Origin of the sequence: Tabrizicola sp. YIM 78059, from assembly GCF_004959785.1 — a bacterium.
Classification (GTDB): domain Bacteria; phylum Pseudomonadota; class Alphaproteobacteria; order Rhodobacterales; family Rhodobacteraceae; genus Tabrizicola; species Tabrizicola caldifontis.
Window position 1 is genome coordinate 39,744 of the sequence record NZ_SJZH01000006.1, and the last position, 14,765, is coordinate 54,508.

Consider the following 14,765-nt stretch of genomic DNA (forward strand, 5'->3'; position numbering starts at 1 on the left):
TTGGTGGAGGCAACGCGCGTGCACATCTTGATCGGGACAGGCCAGAAGCCGCTTCATGCCGCTGCGCCCGGCGTTCGTGTGCTGCTTCTTACCGACCAGACCGAGGGTGCCACAGCAAGGCGTCTTGCCCAATATGGCAGCCTTCTTGACATCGAGACTACCTTCGACACGGCCCTGAACACGCTTCTGGGCGATCCGCTCGGCTACGATCTTTTCGTGATGGATTGTGACGGGTTCGGCGGCGTCGCGGCTGCCGAACGGGCGATTGCCACGCTGATTGCCGCCGATGCACGGATGCGGGTGATGCTGGTCAGCTGCGAGTTTGATGAACCAGCCTATCCGCTGGGGCGCCGCGCTGCCGTCTGCCTTCCGGAAGTCGTCTCGGAGGAGGCGTTCCGTTTCGGCTTCGACCACGTTCTGCGCGACAGGGCAACCGTGACCTACATGTAGAAGACCAGGGGCAGTTCACTGCCCCCGGCCATTGTCGTCGGCTCAGGCCAGGGCAAGATTGGTGGCGGATTCGCGCCCGTCACGACCTGCCTCGATGTCGAAGGTGACCGGTTGGCCATCCTTCAGGCTGCGCAGTCCCGCGCGCTCCAGAGCGGTGATGTGAACGAATACGTCCTTCTTGCCACCTTCCGGGGCGATGAAGCCGTAGCCTTTGGTTTCATTGAACCATTTCACGGTGCCTTTGGCCATCGTGAAGTCTCCTGTCTAGTCTGCCGCCCGCGGAAGTGCGGCGGCCCGGCCCCGTCAGCTTGAAGTCGATTGCTGTGGCCGAAGGTCGGAGACAGTGGTCGAAAAGATAACGTCGCAGTCATAACATCGCACATTTCACCCAGAGTTCCAAGAGCTTCCACAGTCCCGGCCGCTCAGGGCCGTTTCAGACTGTGCCATGCGCACGAAAAACGCTATGCTGCACTGCGGCAAAAGAGGGATTCGCAATGGGCAAGGTCTTGACCGTGGCGCAACAGAAGGGCGGCTCAGGCAAGACGACGATTGCCGTCAACCTCGCGGTCGAACTACGCCGCCGAGGTCTCGGCATCGCGCTTCTTGACACCGATCCCCAGGGCAGCCTTGGCCGCTGGTTCCTGTCACGACGTGAGCGGTTGGGCGAGGCTGGCATGGAACTTTCCACAGCCTCTGCCTGGGGCGTCGGATACGAATGCGAGAAACTGAAACGGCAGGCCGATCTGGTAATTGTCGATACGCCCCCCAAAGTGGATGCCGATCTGCGACCTGCATTGAGAGAGGCAGATCTTGTTCTGGTCCCGGTTGCAGCGTCGATGGTGGACCTGTGGGCAACGGATGGCGTCTTTGACCTGATCGAACGGGAAGGCAGGCGCGCGGTCATCGTCCTGAACCGGGTCAAGTCGGGAACCAGACTGCAAGACCAGGTTGCCGCAGCCGCGGCAGAGGTTGGCGGTGTGGCAAAGGCAAGCCTGGGTCAGCGTGTCGTCTATGCCGAAACACTTGGGCAGGGGCTCGGCGCCGTCGAGGTACGCAGCCGGGCAGCCGAAGAGGTCGCGCGCCTTGCCGATGAGGTTCTGGGTCTGCTGGATCTGTCCCGCTAGCAGGGAAGTTGGCTTCCCTTTCCCACCGCATCGAATCTGCCTTGCAGCCGCACGCATGACGCCGGACGGCTGCCTCTGATCCAAAACCCGCGATTTGCCGCAAGACCCCCCTCTTTGCGGGCGATCAGGGCGCGTGGCGCTGCCAGGTCAGAGATAGAGCGCACTCCAGCGGTTGATCAGCTGTCCCTGCAGGCGACGGGAACGGCCTATCCAGGCCTTTCCGCCTTCCGGCGATTCCCGTAAGGCAACAGGAACCGCATCGCGGCGCGCCGGGTCAGCGGTGAAGATGGCAAAGACAAGTTCTCGCCCCGATGGCGGAACAATATGGCCGGCCAACCCGGAGACGAAATTCAGCGTTCCCGACTTGGCAAGCACCTTCACTGGGTGTCGTTCGACCATCTTTCCCTTGTCGTCCTTCATGCCGACATCGCGCAGGATCGGCTTCAGCCCGCGTCCCTCGCGTTCGGCCTGGGCAAGTATGCTTATCATCGCCGAGGCCGTCACGCGCGAGGCGCCGCCAAGGCCCGAATGATCGCGTATTGCCATCCGAACACCGAAGCTGCCCTGCACCCAATCCGCCATGGCCTGCCCAGAGGATGCAAGATTGTGTCGTCCCGATGCGGCCAGCCCGACGCATTCCGCTGTCAGGTTGGTGGAAAAGCGCAGCATGTCGCGCAAGACGACGGTAAGCGGCTCACTTTCCACGCGGCCGAGTTCGGTTCCCCCCGGCAGCGCATCGACGCGACCCCCCGGCTCCAGCCGGATTCCTTGCGCCAGGGCCAGCGTCCTGAACACATCGGCCACATATCGGCCGGGGTCTCGAACGGGCAGCCAGCGGCTGCCATCCTTGCCCAGTGCCGCCGAAGCCACCGTCCATTCCTCGACCAGGCCCGGGGCATAGGTAAAAATGGGCGCATCACGGCGGGCAATGGCCACGCTCACCATGCCGACTTCGGGCCGGAACCTTTCGCCCCGGGCATCCACGGCCACCTGCCAGTCGCTTCCGGCACGTTTCCATTCGAAATGCACGCGGTTGAAATTCAGATTCAGCCCCGAGACAGCAGCGTTGTAACCGACATGCACCGGCTGATCCTCGGCGATTTCCTTCATGACGGGCAGCGCGCCGTCCCAATACAGGAAACGCCCGGTCGCGCCCTTGCAGCCGGATCCGGCCAGCCGCGCCACCAGATCGCCTAGCTGATCTGTCTGCAGGGTCGGGTCGCCGCCCCCGACAAGCACGATGTCCCCCTGCACGATTCCCGACTGAACCGGCCCTGTCGCCAGTACCCGGGTCGTGAACCGGTGGCCCGCGCCCAGCCGGTCCAGCGCATAAAGGGCGGTGACCGCCTTGATGACACTCGCGGGCGGCAGAGGCAGATCGGGTTGCCGCGACTCGAGGATCGTTCCCGTCCGGGCATCGGCTACCGCATAGGCAACTTCGCCACCCAGCTTCGCCGCGGCGACCAGCGCCGCGGCATCACCGGCCGAGGCACCGACCGCCGCCGCGGCCTTTCCACCGCGGGGCACGGGCCGGGGAGAGCTGTCCATGACCTCGCCCCAGCCGGGGAAGGCTGCCCCCGCCAGCAGTCCGGCCAGCATCATCCGCCGCGTCAGCACCGATCCATCCTCCATCACCCCGCTCATAGCGCCGATCCGGGCGATTCCTCCAGCATGACGATGCTGCGCTGCCGTTCACAAGGCGTTCAGCGCCCCGATCTCCAACCGCCGCGGGCGCGGATCTCGGTCGAAGAGGCATCGTTCATTGGCACGTTCACGAAAGCCCAGACCGGAGGCTTGTGCCCCCGCAACGTCTCACCGCGTGCCACGCGATGCACCCGGAAGGCCCGGGCCGCGACGCTGAGCCGAGCGGCAACGCCGGACCCCGGCCGCGCCAGCACCCCCACCGCAACGCTGCGAAGGATGTCGCGCCAGCGTCCCCAGTGATGGAACTGCACCAGATTGTCCGCCCCCATCAGCCAGACAAAGGTGACACCGGGATAGATGGCCCGCAGCCGGTCAATCGTGTCCGCTGTCGCCCGCGTTCCCAACTCCGCTTCAAGCGCCGTGATCCTGACACGCGGATGCCGCATCAACTTTCTGGCCCGCGCCAGCCTGTCCGCCATCGGCGCGGGCTGCCGCGCCTTCAGCGGGTTTGCCGGCGTGACAAGCCACCATACCTGATCCAGCCCCATGCGTTTCAATGCCTCTCGGGTGATGTGGACGTGGCCCTCGTGTGCCGGATCGAAGGATCCGCCCAAGAGACCGATCACCATCCCCCGGCTGGCCACCGGAAATCCCGCCCGCATCGGCACTCTCCATCCCTCACGGCCAGAAAACCCGAAGCGCTGCGCCTGCACAACCCGCTTCCCGTTGCAGCGACGCCCCTTCACCGCTACATACGCGCCAACCCCCGAATTCAGGAACCCTACCCATGGCCAGCTACCAATACGTCTATCACATGGAGAATGTCTCCAAGACCTATCCCGGCGGAAAGAAATGCTTCGAGAACATCAGTCTCAACTTCCTGCCCGGGGTGAAGATCGGTGTCGTCGGCGTGAACGGCGCGGGGAAATCCACGCTGCTGAAGATCATGGCGGGCATCGACAAGGATTTCAAAGGCGAAGCCTGGGCCGCCAAGGGCGTGCGCGTAGGCTATCTGCCCCAGGAGCCACAGCTTGACCCGACGCTCGACGTGAAGGGCAACGTCATGCTGGGCGTCGCCGACAAGCAGGCGATCCTGGACCGCTACAACGAACTTGCCGTCAACTATTCCGACGAAACGGCGGACGAGATGGCCGCCCTGCAGGACAAGATCGACGCCGAAAACCTGTGGGAACTCGAAGCCACCGTGGGTGTCGCCATGGATGCGCTGCGCTGCCCGCCGGACGATGCCGACGTGACCACGCTTTCGGGCGGCGAAAAGCGCCGGGTGGCGCTGTGCCGGCTGCTGCTGGAAAAGCCGGATATGCTGCTGCTCGACGAACCGACGAACCACCTTGACGCGGAATCGATCGCTTGGCTGCAAAAGCACCTGATCGACTACAAGGGCACGATCCTGATCGTCACCCACGACCGCTATTTCCTGGACGACATAACCGGCTGGATCCTGGAACTCGACCGCGGACGCGGCATTCCCTACGAGGGCAACTATTCGGCCTGGCTGGTGCAGAAGGCCAAGCGGCTGGAACAGGAAGCGCGCGAAGACAAATCGCGCCAGAAGGCGCTGGAGAAGGAACTGGAATGGATCCGCTCGGGCGCCAAGGCCCGCCAGGCCAAGCAGAAGGCCCGTATCCAGCGCTACAACGAACTGGCCGGCCAGACCGTCCTGGAACGTGCCTCGACTGCGCAGATCATCATCCCGAACGGCGAACGCCTGGGCAACCGGGTGATCGAGGTCGAGGGCCTGCGCAAGGCGATGGGCGACAAGCTTCTGATCGAGGATCTGTCCTTCACCATCCCGCCGGGTGCCATCGTCGGCGTGATCGGGCCGAACGGGGCCGGAAAATCGACCCTTTTCCGCATGATCACAGGCCAGGAACAGCCCGATGCGGGCACGATCAGGATCGGCGAGACGGTGAAGCTGGCCTATGTGGACCAGTCGCGCGACGCGCTCGACCCCGAAAAGACGGTGTGGGAGGAAATCTCGGGCGGGGCCGAGATCATCCATCTGGGCGACATGCAGATGAACTCCCGTGTCTATACCGGCGCCTTCAACTTCAAGGGCACCGACCAGCAGAAGAAGGTCGGTCTTCTCTCGGGCGGCGAACGCAACCGCGTGCACATGGCGAAGCTCCTGAAATCCGGCGGCAACGTGTTGCTTCTCGACGAACCGACCAACGACCTCGACGTGGAAACGCTCCAGGCACTCGAGGCTGCGATCGAAGACTTCGCCGGCTGTGCGATCATCATCAGCCACGACCGCTTCTTCCTCGACCGGCTCTGCACTCATATCCTTGCCTTCGAGGGCGACGCGCATGTGGAATGGTTCGAGGGCAACTTCGAGGCATATGAGGCCGACAAGATCCGCCGCCTTGGGCCCGACGCGCTGGAGCCGAAGCGGGTGAAATACAAGCGCTTCGCCCGCTGACCCGTTCGGTTCACGGAAGAAGATCCAATGCGACCCGCCCGGCAACGGGTGGGTCGTGTCTTGTCTGGTGATCGGTCAAAGACATGGGAAGAGCGGACGATGCGCCACGGGGCCGCAATGCGCCGGGCGGTCGGGCCGGGCCCTCACTTGCGCCAAAGGCCGGGTTTCCCGGGCCATCGGGTTTTCCGGATGCCTCCGGCGTCCGTCGGGCAAAGGCAGAGGATAGCGCCCAGAGGCGGGGCCCGAAAAGCAGGTTCGCTTAGCGCGACTTTGGCTAAATATTCATGTACCGCGACGCCGGCTCCTTCAGGGGTCACGACTTCCCCAGGGCCAGCGTGTGCTCTCTCAGCCAGGCCAGGAACCCGCGCGGATTGCCTTCCCAGTTCTTCAGCTCATCCGGCAGGATCGGCTCGCCGACCACGGGGCGCGTCGGTTTGAACAGGCAGCGCTTGATTTCATAGAGAAGCAGCCCCTGCCGCAGCGTGTCGCTGATCTGATTGGCGATCTGGAACCAGCGGCTGTTCTGCCCTGGAAAGTAGATCGGCAGGATCGTGGCCCCGGTGGACTTCACGATCTTGTGCGTGAAGAGATTCCACTCACCCTCGACCGCAGGCCCCCACCAGCCTTCGGACATCGCCACCTTGCCGGCCGGAAACAGGATGATCACCCCCCCGGCCTTCAGGTGCTTCATCGTCTCCTCCCGCATCTGCAGACCCAGCTCGCGGGCGTTGTCCTCGTGCGGGAAGGGCACGGGGATCATGAACTCCTCGACCTCGGGGATCCCGGTCAGAAGCGAACGGGTCAGGATCTTGAAGTCGGAACGGACCCGGTTGACCATCTCGGCCAGCACCATGCCGTCCACCAGCCCCGACGGATGGTTCGACACCACGACCAGGGGGCCGGTCCTGGGGATTCGGGCGATTTCCTCGGCTGGGGTGTCTATGCGGATGCCCATATGGCGGATCGCCTTCGGCCAGAATGGCGGGCCGAAAGGGGCACCTGACTTCTCGAACTGGCGGATCAGCCGCAGAAGCTGGACCTTAGCGGTCAACCATTCGATGGTGCGAATCGTGTTGGCCTTGACCGGGTTCTTGAACGTGCCCGCATAACTGAGGCGGCGCATGTCATACTTGCGCTCGGCCCGCCGGATCTGCGTGACCTCCAGCGGCTCAACCGTCCCATCGATCTGCGACTGTTCTGACACGAAGCGACTGCCTTCATCCCCAGCGCGCTTCAATACTCCTCACCGAAGCGGGCCGCAACCAGGGCTTCCAGGGCATCGGCGAGCTTCCCCGCTTCGGCGCCGGAGGTTCGGACCTCAATAGTGGTTCCGCGCGAGGCTGCCAACATCAAAAGCCCCATGATGCTGTCGCCCGACACCGTCATGCCGTCCTTCGAGACCTCGGCATCGGCGTCATGTGCCTCGACCACCTCGACGAATTTCGCGCTGGCCCGGGCATGCAAGCCCTTTTCGTTCACGATCTTCAACGTGCGGATTTCCATCCCTCAGGCTCCGCCCCCAAGATCAAGACTGTTGATGTACTTTCGCCCTGCGTCCAGCGCGGCAGCCACGGCATCGGATACGGCCAGGTCGCGCGACTTGGCCAGCTTGATCAGCATGGGCAGGTTCGCACCGTAAAGGATACGCCGCCCGCTGGCCGCGCAGGCCGGAAGTGAAAGGTTCGACGGCGATCCGCCGAACATGTCGGTCACCAGGACCACGCCCTGCCCCGTGTCCACCGCATCAGCCGCGGCACAGATCTCGGCCTGCTTGGCCGAACGGTCATGATCGTCCTCGATCGAGATCGCCATGACCCCGCTCTGCTTGCCCACGACATGTTCCACCGCCGAGAGATACTCGCGCGCAAGACCGCCATGAGCCACGATCACGATCCCGATCAAGCCTGAGCCACCTTCCCTGCGTCGGACAGCCCGGTGGCTGCCCGTCGTTCCAGTTCACGGTGTCGTTTTGACACCGCCCAGCCCGCCTCTGCAAGCGCATTACCCACAAGTTCGGTCACCGCAACCGACCGGTGTTGCCCGCCGGTGCAGCCAAAGCCGATGGCCAGATGCGCCTTTCCCTCGGCCAGATGCGCCGGCAGCAGAAACAGCAGCAGGTCACACAATTTCTGAAAGAATTCCGCAAAACGCGGATCCTTGCGAATGAAGGCCGCAACGGTCGCGTCGCGGCCGTCCAGTGGCCTCAGGTCAGGTTGCCAATGGGGATTGGCAAGGAAACGGCAGTCGAAGACCATGTCTACCCCGCGCGGGATGCCGCGGGTATAGCTGAAGCTCTGCACCGAAACCGACATGCGACCAGAGGGACCGGCCTCGAAACGGCTGGCAATCTCTGCCTTCAGGTCGTGCGGGGTAAGGTCGGTCGTGTCGATCAGATGATCGGCCCTGACCTTGATCGGGGCCAGGATGTCGATTTCCTGCTCGACGCCCTGTGTCGGCGTTTCAGAGGGGGCCAGCGGATGGCGGCGGCGCGTTTCAGAAAAGCGGCGGATCAGGACCGAGGGTTCGCAATCCAGGTAGAGAACTTCAAGGGATACGCGCGGATTTCGGGTAAGGGTCTCGATCAGTTCGATCAGGGCCGTGGCGTTGAAATCGCGGTTGCGGACATCAAGGCCCAGCGCAATCGGCCGGTCCAGCGGCGGACCCTCGGTCAGGCGGGGCACAAGGTTGAGCGGAATGTTATCGATGCCTTCGTAACCCAGATCCTCAAGCGCGCGGATCGCCGTCGACCGTCCGGCGCCGGAGGGGCCGGTAACGAGGATCAGGCGGTGGTCAGACACGTTGGTCATTCCTGGGTCTCCGGAGGCATCATGCCTGCCGACCGTTGCGAAGATAGAGCAACAGCGCTTCGGGAAAATGGTCGTTTCGCGGATGCAGCACAAGGTCCAGCTCGCATCCCATCAGCGTTATCCGACGATATGGGGGCAGGCGCTGCTCTTCGGTCCGGCCAAGATCGGCGACCAGGACGACCGGCACCTCGCCCGATGCCTCGGCCCGCAGCAGCCCTACGCCGCGCGCTTCGACCAGACCGCGAATCGCAGGAGGGCAGCGGGCAATCAGCCGGTTGTCGATGGCGACGACTTCGGTTCTGTCATCGGCCACAAGCCGTGCGCCAAGCGCAATAAGCCGCAGCGCGAGGGAGGATTTGCCCGAACCTGACGGGCCAAGGATCAGCAGTCCTCGCCCGTCAACCGAAATGCACGAGGCATGCAGGATCGTCGCGTTCACACCGGCAGGCCGACGACGAAGCGCGCGCCAAGGGGTTCAGAGGTCGGGTCCGCGGCGGTCGGGCGGATGTTTTCGGCCCAGATCACGCCGCCATGGGCCTCGACGATCTGCTTCGAGATCGCAAGGCCAAGGCCCGAGTGGTTGCCGAAGTCATCCTTTGGCCGTTCAGAGTAGAACCTCTTGAAGACCTTGGTCAGCGCCTGTTCGGGGATGCCGGGGCCGGTATCCTCGACCACGACAAGCACGCGGTTTTCCCGGCGCCGTGCCCAGACCCGCACGGCATCGCCTTCCTCGCAGAAGGAAATCGCGTTGGTCACGAGGTTGACGAAGACCTGCGCCAGCCGCGCCTCCAGTCCGTGAATCATGATCGGTTCAGAGGGCAGGTCGATGATGAAGTCGACCCCCTTCTCACCTGCCTGCTGCGACAGATACTGGCAAAGATTGGATACGGTCTTGAGAAGGTTGAACTCTTCCTCCTCCTCCTTCACCAGTTCGCTGTCCAGCCGCGAGGCGTTGGAAATGTCGCTGACCAGCCGGTCCAGTCTGCGGACATCGTGTTCCACGACATCCAGAAGCTTCTCGCGCTGTTCGTCCTTCTTCACGAAGCGCAGCGAGCCTACTGCCGACCGAAGACTGGCCAGCGGGTTCTTGATCTCGTGCGCCACATCAGCTGCAAACTGTTCGTTGGCGTCGATCCGGTCGTAGAGCGCTGCGACCATCCCGCGCATCGCGACCGAAAGCCGACCGATCTCGTCCGGTCGGGCAGCAAGGTCTGGGATGCGGACCCGGCTGGGTGCAACCCGGCGGGCGTCGCGGTCCCGCCCGATTTCGGCAGCCGCGGCCAGGTCGGACAGCGGATTCGAGATTGTCGAGGCCAGCATCAGGCTAAGTCCGATCGAAACGACAACAGCCAGCAGGAACATCTGCAGGATCTGTTCGCGCTCATAGCGCACAAGGCGGTCGATCTCGGCCGAGGTCGAGGTGATCGCGACCGCTCCCACCACCTCGCCCGAAACGACAATCGGCGAGGCGACGGAAAACAGCAGGCTGCCTTCGCTGTCCTTCGTGGTGCGGCTGAACGTGTCGCCTGCGCGCGCGCCTTCGAATGCGGCAAGGGCCCGTTGTGCAGGGTCGATCGTTTCGGTCCGCACTCCGCGCCCCTGACGCAGCAGCACGGTCACCCCGTTCCAGACCCCTTCAAGAAAATCCGCAAGAATGGTCGGCCGGCCGGGGTCGGTCACCAGCGTGTCGGTTCCCTGGCCGGATTTCGACGCCACGATGCGCCCCGTCGGATCGAAGACGAACACTTCAAGGAACGGATCGATGTTCATGCCTTCCAGCGGCTGACGAAAATCGAAACCGGCAGAGCCGGGGCGAAGCCGGGCTTCGTAGATCTGCGCGATCAGCTCTGCCTGGCGCGCCATCGCCTGCTGGCGCTGCAACGCCAGACTGTCGCGGAACGGGTTCATGAACAGGATGCCCACCACCAGCATGACCAGCGCCATCAGGTTGAAGACGACGATCTTGCGGGCCAGGGGCGAGCGGTTCAGCGCGACGATGCTGCGCGCGCCGCGGCCTTCCTTCAGCCGTTCTACGGTCGCATCGGGCGACACCCAGTCTTCGCCCAGAAGCACATCACCCGAGCGCTTCGGCGGCTGGTCCTCCATGCTGGACAGGCGCGGGGCCGAGGTCATTTTGGGGCAGTGTCACTCTTCATTGTAGCGATAGCCGATGCCATAGAGCGTCTCGATCGCCGAGAATGTCTCGTCAACCGAGCGCATCTTCTTGCGCAGCCGCTTGATGTGGCTGTCGATCGTGCGGTCATCGACATAGACTTGGTCGTCATAGGCTACATCCATCAGCTGGTCGCGGGATTTCACGAACCCCGGCCGCTGGGCCAGCGCCTGCAGCAGAAGGAATTCGGTCACGGTCAAAGAGACCTCCCTTCCCTTCCAGGTCACCGAATGGCGCAGCGGATCCATCCGCAGGTTGCCGCGCTCCATCATCCGGGTTTCCTCGGTCGCCGCGGCTTCTCCGGTATTTATTGCCTCCTGACGGCGCAGCAGGGCACGGATCCGTTCGACCAGTAGGCGCTGACTGAACGGCTTCTTCACATAGTCGTCCGCACCCATGCGCAGGCCGAGCACCTCGTCGATCTCGTCATCCTTCGAGGTCAGGAAGATCACGGGGATCGAACTTTTCTGGCGCATGCGCTGTAACAGGTCCATGCCGTCCATGCGCGGCATCTTGATATCAAGCACGGCCATGTCGGGCATTCGGCGGTTGAACGCCTCAAGCGCGGACTGGCCGTCATTGTAGGTCTCGACCTCAAAGCCCTCAGCCTCAAGGGTCATCGAGACCGAAGTCAGAATGTTTCTGTCGTCGTCCACAAGGGCGATGCGCGACATCTTCGACCTCCCTGTAACTGCTGCTGCCCGATCAATATTTTTCTCACATTGTCAGGCGTTGAACACGGATAATCAACAGTAAAGCGAATCACCTTGGCAGAACTACGGCAAAGGGTGGCAATTTCGCCGACAGTTCTGCCACAGGGCACCGGAACCGGCAGGCTTTCCGAAATGGTGGCGCTAACGTCGGGATGATTGCGCTAACGCATTGAAAATAGGCTATTCTGGGCTGAAACCGTCATGCTATAGCCCTTTCATGGCTTCCCCGTTCATGGGGGTGTCGGGGCATCCGGTCTTGCGGATGCCATGAACGGAAACTGCCGCCGCCCATGTGCCGCGGCTTTCGGAGCTTGCAGGATGACGGATGGAACGACCCGCGGACGCGTGAACCCGGTTCACCAGCTGGAACACCAGGGTATTTCGGGTGTGGCGGTCGCCCATTACAACTATGTCGAGGCGGCACTGGTCGAAGCGGCCGTCGCGCGTGGCGAAGGTCGTCTGGGCCAGGGCGGCGCGTTTCTGTGTACAACGGGCCAGTTCACCGGCCGGTCGCCGAAAGACAAGTTCGTTGTCCGCACCGCCACGACCGAAAACACCATCTGGTGGGAAAACAATGCCGCTATGACGCCAGACGCCTATGCCCGGCTGAAGGCCGACATGCTGGAGCATGTGAAAGGTCGCGAGGTCTTCGTTCAGGATCTCTATGCCGGGGCCGATCCGATGCACCGGCTGGATGTGCGCGTTGTGACCGAGCTTGCTTGGCATGGCCTGTTCATCCGCCACCTCCTGCGCCGCCCGGCGCGGGAAGAGCTGGACAGCTTCACCCCGGACTGGACGATCATCAATCTTCCGTCCTTCAAGGCCGACCCGGCCCGCCACGGCTGCAGGACCGAAACCGCGATCGTGCTGAACTTTGATGAAAAGACCGTGCTGATCGCGAACACGGCCTATGCCGGGGAAAACAAGAAGGCGGTCTTCACGGTCCTGAACTACCTTCTGCCGGAAAGCGGCGTCATGCCGATGCATTGCAGCGCCAACCACGCCATCGGCAATCCGGTCGATGCCGCCGTATTCTTCGGCCTGTCGGGCACCGGAAAGACCACGCTGTCCGCTTCGCCCGACCGCACGCTGATCGGGGATGACGAACACGGCTGGTCGGATCGCGGCATCTTCAACTTCGAGGGCGGCTGCTACGCCAAGACCATCGACCTGTCGCCCGAGGCCGAACCCGAGATCTATGCCACCACCCACCGCTTCGGCACGGTGGTGGAAAACATGGTCTACAACCCCGATACCCTGGAACTGGACTTTTCCGACCGCTCCCTAACCGAAAACACCCGTTGCGCCTATCCGCTCGAGGCGATCTCGAACGCCAGCGCCACGGGTCTGGGCGGGCCGCCGCGGCATGTGGTGATGCTGACCTGCGATGCCTTCGGCGTGCTGCCGCCCATCGCGCGGCTTTCACCCGCGCAGGCGATGTATCACTTCCTGTCGGGCTTCACCTCGAAGGCCGCCGGGACCGAACGCGGCATCACCGAGCCGCAGCCCACCTTCTCCACCTGCTTCGGTGCCCCATTCATGCCGCGTCGGCCCGAAGTCTATGGCAAGCTGCTGCAAGCCAAGATTGCCAAGACCGGCGCTTCCTGTTGGCTGGTCAATACTGGCTGGACGGGGGGGGCCTATGGAACGGGGCGGCGGATGCCGATCAAGGCGACGCGGGCGCTGTTGGCAGCGGCGCTGGATGGCTCGCTGAACAGTGTCGATTTCCGCAAGGATTCGGTCTTCGGCTTCGAGGTGCCGATCGAGGTGCCGGGCGTCGACTCGGCGCTTCTGGATCCGCGTTTCACATGGGACGACCCTGACGCCTATGACGCGCAGGCGGCGAAACTGGTGGCGATGTTCCAGAAGAACTTCGCCCAGTATGTACCGCATATCGATGCCGACGTCAGGGCGGCGGCAATCGGCTGAGGCCTCGTCGTGCATCGTCGTCGCCTCGTCGGCAACACCGGCGGGCGGCGACGCCAGCACGAAGATCCTGCCTCAAAAAAGTGCCGTGCGCACCATGTTCAGGCCGGTCAGGACCAACAGCGCCTGGGTCCAGCGGCGAAAGCGCTTCTGGTCCAACCGGTCCTGCACGGCATAGCCCGCGTGAAGCCCGATCAGCGCCGGCAGACACAGCGCTGCGGAAAAACCCAGGCTTTGCGCATTCGCCAGCCCCGTGCCCAGATGCGAGCCGATCAGCGCCACTGCCCCGATCAGGAAGACGACACCCTGGGCGCGGATCATCTGCAGCTTCCCCGCGCCGGTGGACAGAAGAAGAACCAGAAGCGGCGGTCCCCAGATGCCGGAGACCCCGCCATACAGCCCGCCGACCGCCCCCAGTGCCCATTCGGCGCGGTCGCGGTGTTCAAGCCGGATCGCAAGGCTGCGGCCCATCAGTTGCAGCGCAGCGAAGGCGGTGATCGGGATGCCGAGCAAGAGCAGATAGGCCGCGCGCGGGATCGTATCTGCAAAGGGGGCTGAGACCGCGATGCAGACGACCGTGGCGACAAGGAACCTGTGGTAGGTCCACGCCGTCTCGATCGCCGGGCCCATGCCCTGCCGGAAGGCCTGGCTTAGGTTGGTGACCAGCGTCGGCAGCATAAGCCCCGCAAGGGCCAGGTCCTGCGGCAGAAAGACCGCAAAGCCGGAAATCAGGATCATCGGCATGGCAAAGCCGACCGCACCCTTCACGAAGCCCGCGAACAGCGTGATCGCCAGCGCAACAGCGAATTCCGCAAGGCTCAACCCAACCGGGACGAATTGATGCATGACTTGCCCTTTCCCCGTCCTTGTGGCGCAGTGAAAGGGTGGGGGGAAGTGACTTCCGCATCAAGATGGGGGACCGATGCACCGCCTCGCCCTTGCCCTGCTGCTGGCCGACGCTGCCGCAGCCGACCCCGCGCCGCCTGCCGCCGGACCGCTGGTGGCCCGGCTGCAGGTCGGCGTCTTCTGTTCGCTGGACCCGTTGAACCAGCGCCCTGCGCCGGGCACCATGTCGGGCTGGATCCATGTACCCGAAGGCGAGATCACCTTTCACTGGCCCGACCGCCAGGTGGTGCCCGCACAACTGGGCATCGCCTTCGGCGTCAGGGCGCAACTGGTGCCGGGCGCTTTCGTCGCCATGGGCGAGATGCGGGTCTGGCGGCCCGGCAGCGACCGGCCGGAGGTCTGGGATTCGGCCTTCGGCGACATGGGCGGTTCGGTCAATTTCTTCCGTTTCGACCATGATACAGAGCTTGTCCCCGGGTCGTGGCGCTTCGAGGGCTGGGATGGCGCTACCCAACTGTTTTCGGCAGAGTTCGAGGTGGTTCCCGCCGAAGCCCTGCCCGAAATCGCCCAGGCCTGCGGCGCGACCTCATAAGTTCATCGCGACATTTTCAGTCTTGTAGTGAACTTCATTTGAAATCT

16 protein-coding genes are annotated in these 14,765 nt (G+C 63.6%); 5 read left to right on the forward strand and 11 right to left on the reverse strand.

The features are described 5' to 3' along the window. Positions 1-18 precede the first annotated feature (18 nt). Positions 19-450, forward strand: a complete 432-nt coding sequence (locus EZM81_RS09590) for a hypothetical protein (protein WP_136645569.1) — start codon at positions 19-21, stop codon at positions 448-450. Between the two features lie 42 nt (positions 451-492). On the opposite strand, the gene EZM81_RS09595 is transcribed toward EZM81_RS09590, so the two are convergent. Then, the gene (locus tag EZM81_RS09595) at positions 493-699 is read right to left on the reverse strand and encodes a cold-shock protein (protein WP_103258321.1); all 207 of its coding nucleotides are present in this window, start codon (positions 697-699) and stop codon (positions 493-495) included. A gap of 245 nt (positions 700-944) precedes the next feature. On the opposite strand from EZM81_RS09595, the gene parA reads away from it, so the two are divergent. Beyond that, entirely contained in the window at positions 945-1,574 is a 630-nt protein-coding gene (parA, locus tag EZM81_RS09600; RefSeq protein ID WP_135450795.1) for a ParA family partition ATPase, read from the forward strand. A gap of 147 nt (positions 1,575-1,721) precedes the next feature. Here parA and dacB read toward each other — a convergent pair whose 3' ends face one another. Both dacB and EZM81_RS09610 read right to left on the reverse strand, forming a co-directional pair. Beyond that, on the reverse strand, positions 1,722-3,218 hold the full coding sequence (gene dacB, locus EZM81_RS09605) for a D-alanyl-D-alanine carboxypeptidase/D-alanyl-D-alanine-endopeptidase (RefSeq protein WP_248298182.1): 1,497 nt from the start codon (positions 3,216-3,218) through the stop codon (positions 1,722-1,724). A 59-nt stretch (positions 3,219-3,277) separates the two neighbouring features. Beyond that, positions 3,278-3,880 (reverse strand): nicotinate-nucleotide adenylyltransferase, encoded by a 603-nt coding sequence (locus tag EZM81_RS09610; protein WP_135450794.1) that lies wholly within the window; start codon positions 3,878-3,880, stop codon positions 3,278-3,280. A gap of 125 nt (positions 3,881-4,005) precedes the next feature. Here EZM81_RS09610 and ettA point away from each other — a divergent pair, with 125 nt between their 5' ends. Continuing rightward, positions 4,006-5,661 carry an energy-dependent translational throttle protein EttA gene (gene ettA, locus EZM81_RS09615; RefSeq protein WP_135450793.1) on the forward strand — a complete coding sequence of 552 codons (1,656 nt, stop codon included), beginning with the start codon at positions 4,006-4,008 and terminating at the stop codon, positions 5,659-5,661. Positions 5,662-5,974: 313 nt separating this feature from the next. On the opposite strand, the gene EZM81_RS09620 is transcribed toward ettA, so the two are convergent. From EZM81_RS09620 to EZM81_RS09650, 7 genes are read right to left on the reverse strand one after another with little or no spacing between them, the layout of a single operon-like run. Then, positions 5,975-6,865: a lysophospholipid acyltransferase family protein gene (locus EZM81_RS09620; protein WP_248298183.1), complete on the reverse strand. Its 891-nt coding sequence runs from the start codon at positions 6,863-6,865 to the stop codon at positions 5,975-5,977. A 29-nt stretch (positions 6,866-6,894) separates the two neighbouring features. Continuing rightward, a complete protein-coding gene (locus EZM81_RS09625; protein WP_135450792.1) occupies positions 6,895-7,164 on the reverse strand; it encodes an HPr family phosphocarrier protein in 270 nt (89 codons plus the stop codon). 3 nt (positions 7,165-7,167) lie between these two features. After that, entirely contained in the window at positions 7,168-7,563 is a 396-nt protein-coding gene (locus EZM81_RS09630; RefSeq protein WP_135450791.1) for a PTS sugar transporter subunit IIA, read from the reverse strand. Continuing rightward, positions 7,560-8,468 carry an RNase adapter RapZ gene (rapZ, locus tag EZM81_RS09635; protein ID WP_135450790.1) on the reverse strand — a complete coding sequence of 303 codons (909 nt, stop codon included), beginning with the start codon at positions 8,466-8,468 and terminating at the stop codon, positions 7,560-7,562. Before rapZ ends, EZM81_RS09630 begins: the two co-directional genes overlap by 4 nt. A 19-nt stretch (positions 8,469-8,487) precedes the next feature. Continuing rightward, a complete protein-coding gene (locus EZM81_RS09640) occupies positions 8,488-8,907 on the reverse strand; it encodes an HPr kinase/phosphorylase (protein WP_136645570.1) in 420 nt (139 codons plus the stop codon). Continuing rightward, positions 8,904-10,601 (reverse strand): sensor histidine kinase, encoded by a 1,698-nt coding sequence (locus EZM81_RS09645; RefSeq protein WP_136645571.1) that lies wholly within the window; start codon positions 10,599-10,601, stop codon positions 8,904-8,906. The genes EZM81_RS09640 and EZM81_RS09645 overlap by 4 nt, the downstream gene beginning before the upstream one ends. Before the next feature lie 12 nt (positions 10,602-10,613). Next, a complete protein-coding gene (locus tag EZM81_RS09650) occupies positions 10,614-11,315 on the reverse strand; it encodes a response regulator transcription factor (RefSeq protein ID WP_135450787.1) in 702 nt (233 codons plus the stop codon). Positions 11,316-11,672: 357 nt separating this feature from the next. Between EZM81_RS09650 and EZM81_RS09655 the strand changes: the two genes are divergently transcribed. Next, positions 11,673-13,283 (forward strand): phosphoenolpyruvate carboxykinase, encoded by a 1,611-nt coding sequence (locus EZM81_RS09655; protein WP_136645572.1) that lies wholly within the window; start codon positions 11,673-11,675, stop codon positions 13,281-13,283. Positions 13,284-13,355: 72 nt separating this feature from the next. On the opposite strand, the gene EZM81_RS09660 is transcribed toward EZM81_RS09655, so the two are convergent. Beyond that, on the reverse strand, positions 13,356-14,126 hold the full coding sequence (locus EZM81_RS09660) for a sulfite exporter TauE/SafE family protein (RefSeq protein ID WP_136645573.1): 771 nt from the start codon (positions 14,124-14,126) through the stop codon (positions 13,356-13,358). A 76-nt stretch (positions 14,127-14,202) separates the two neighbouring features. On the opposite strand from EZM81_RS09660, the gene EZM81_RS09665 reads away from it, so the two are divergent. Then, a complete protein-coding gene (locus tag EZM81_RS09665) occupies positions 14,203-14,718 on the forward strand; it encodes a DUF3859 domain-containing protein (protein WP_136645574.1) in 516 nt (171 codons plus the stop codon). Positions 14,719-14,765: the final 47 nt, after the last annotated feature.

Excerpts from the sequence above, each read along its gene's own strand:
- EZM81_RS09595 (WP_103258321.1), bottom strand. The coding sequence starts at position 699 with ATGGCCAAAGGCACCGTGAAATGGTTCAATGAAACCAAAGGCTACGGC.
- parA (WP_135450795.1), top strand. The coding sequence starts at position 945 with ATGGGCAAGGTCTTGACCGTGGCGCAACAGAAGGGCGGCTCAGGCAAG.
- dacB (WP_248298182.1), bottom strand. The coding sequence starts at position 3,218 with ATGAGCGGGGTGATGGAGGATGGATCGGTGCTGACGCGGCGGATGATG.
- EZM81_RS09610 (WP_135450794.1), bottom strand. The coding sequence starts at position 3,880 with ATGCGGGCGGGATTTCCGGTGGCCAGCCGGGGGATGGTGATCGGTCTC.
- ettA (WP_135450793.1), top strand. The coding sequence starts at position 4,006 with ATGGCCAGCTACCAATACGTCTATCACATGGAGAATGTCTCCAAGACC.
- EZM81_RS09625 (WP_135450792.1), bottom strand. The coding sequence starts at position 7,164 with ATGGAAATCCGCACGTTGAAGATCGTGAACGAAAAGGGCTTGCATGCC.
- rapZ (WP_135450790.1), bottom strand. The coding sequence starts at position 8,468 with ATGACCAACGTGTCTGACCACCGCCTGATCCTCGTTACCGGCCCCTCC.
- EZM81_RS09645 (WP_136645571.1), bottom strand. The coding sequence starts at position 10,601 with ATGACCTCGGCCCCGCGCCTGTCCAGCATGGAGGACCAGCCGCCGAAG.
- EZM81_RS09650 (WP_135450787.1), bottom strand. The coding sequence starts at position 11,315 with ATGTCGCGCATCGCCCTTGTGGACGACGACAGAAACATTCTGACTTCG.
- EZM81_RS09655 (WP_136645572.1), top strand. The coding sequence starts at position 11,673 with ATGACGGATGGAACGACCCGCGGACGCGTGAACCCGGTTCACCAGCTG.
- EZM81_RS09660 (WP_136645573.1), bottom strand. The coding sequence starts at position 14,126 with ATGCATCAATTCGTCCCGGTTGGGTTGAGCCTTGCGGAATTCGCTGTT.
- EZM81_RS09665 (WP_136645574.1), top strand. The coding sequence starts at position 14,203 with ATGCACCGCCTCGCCCTTGCCCTGCTGCTGGCCGACGCTGCCGCAGCC.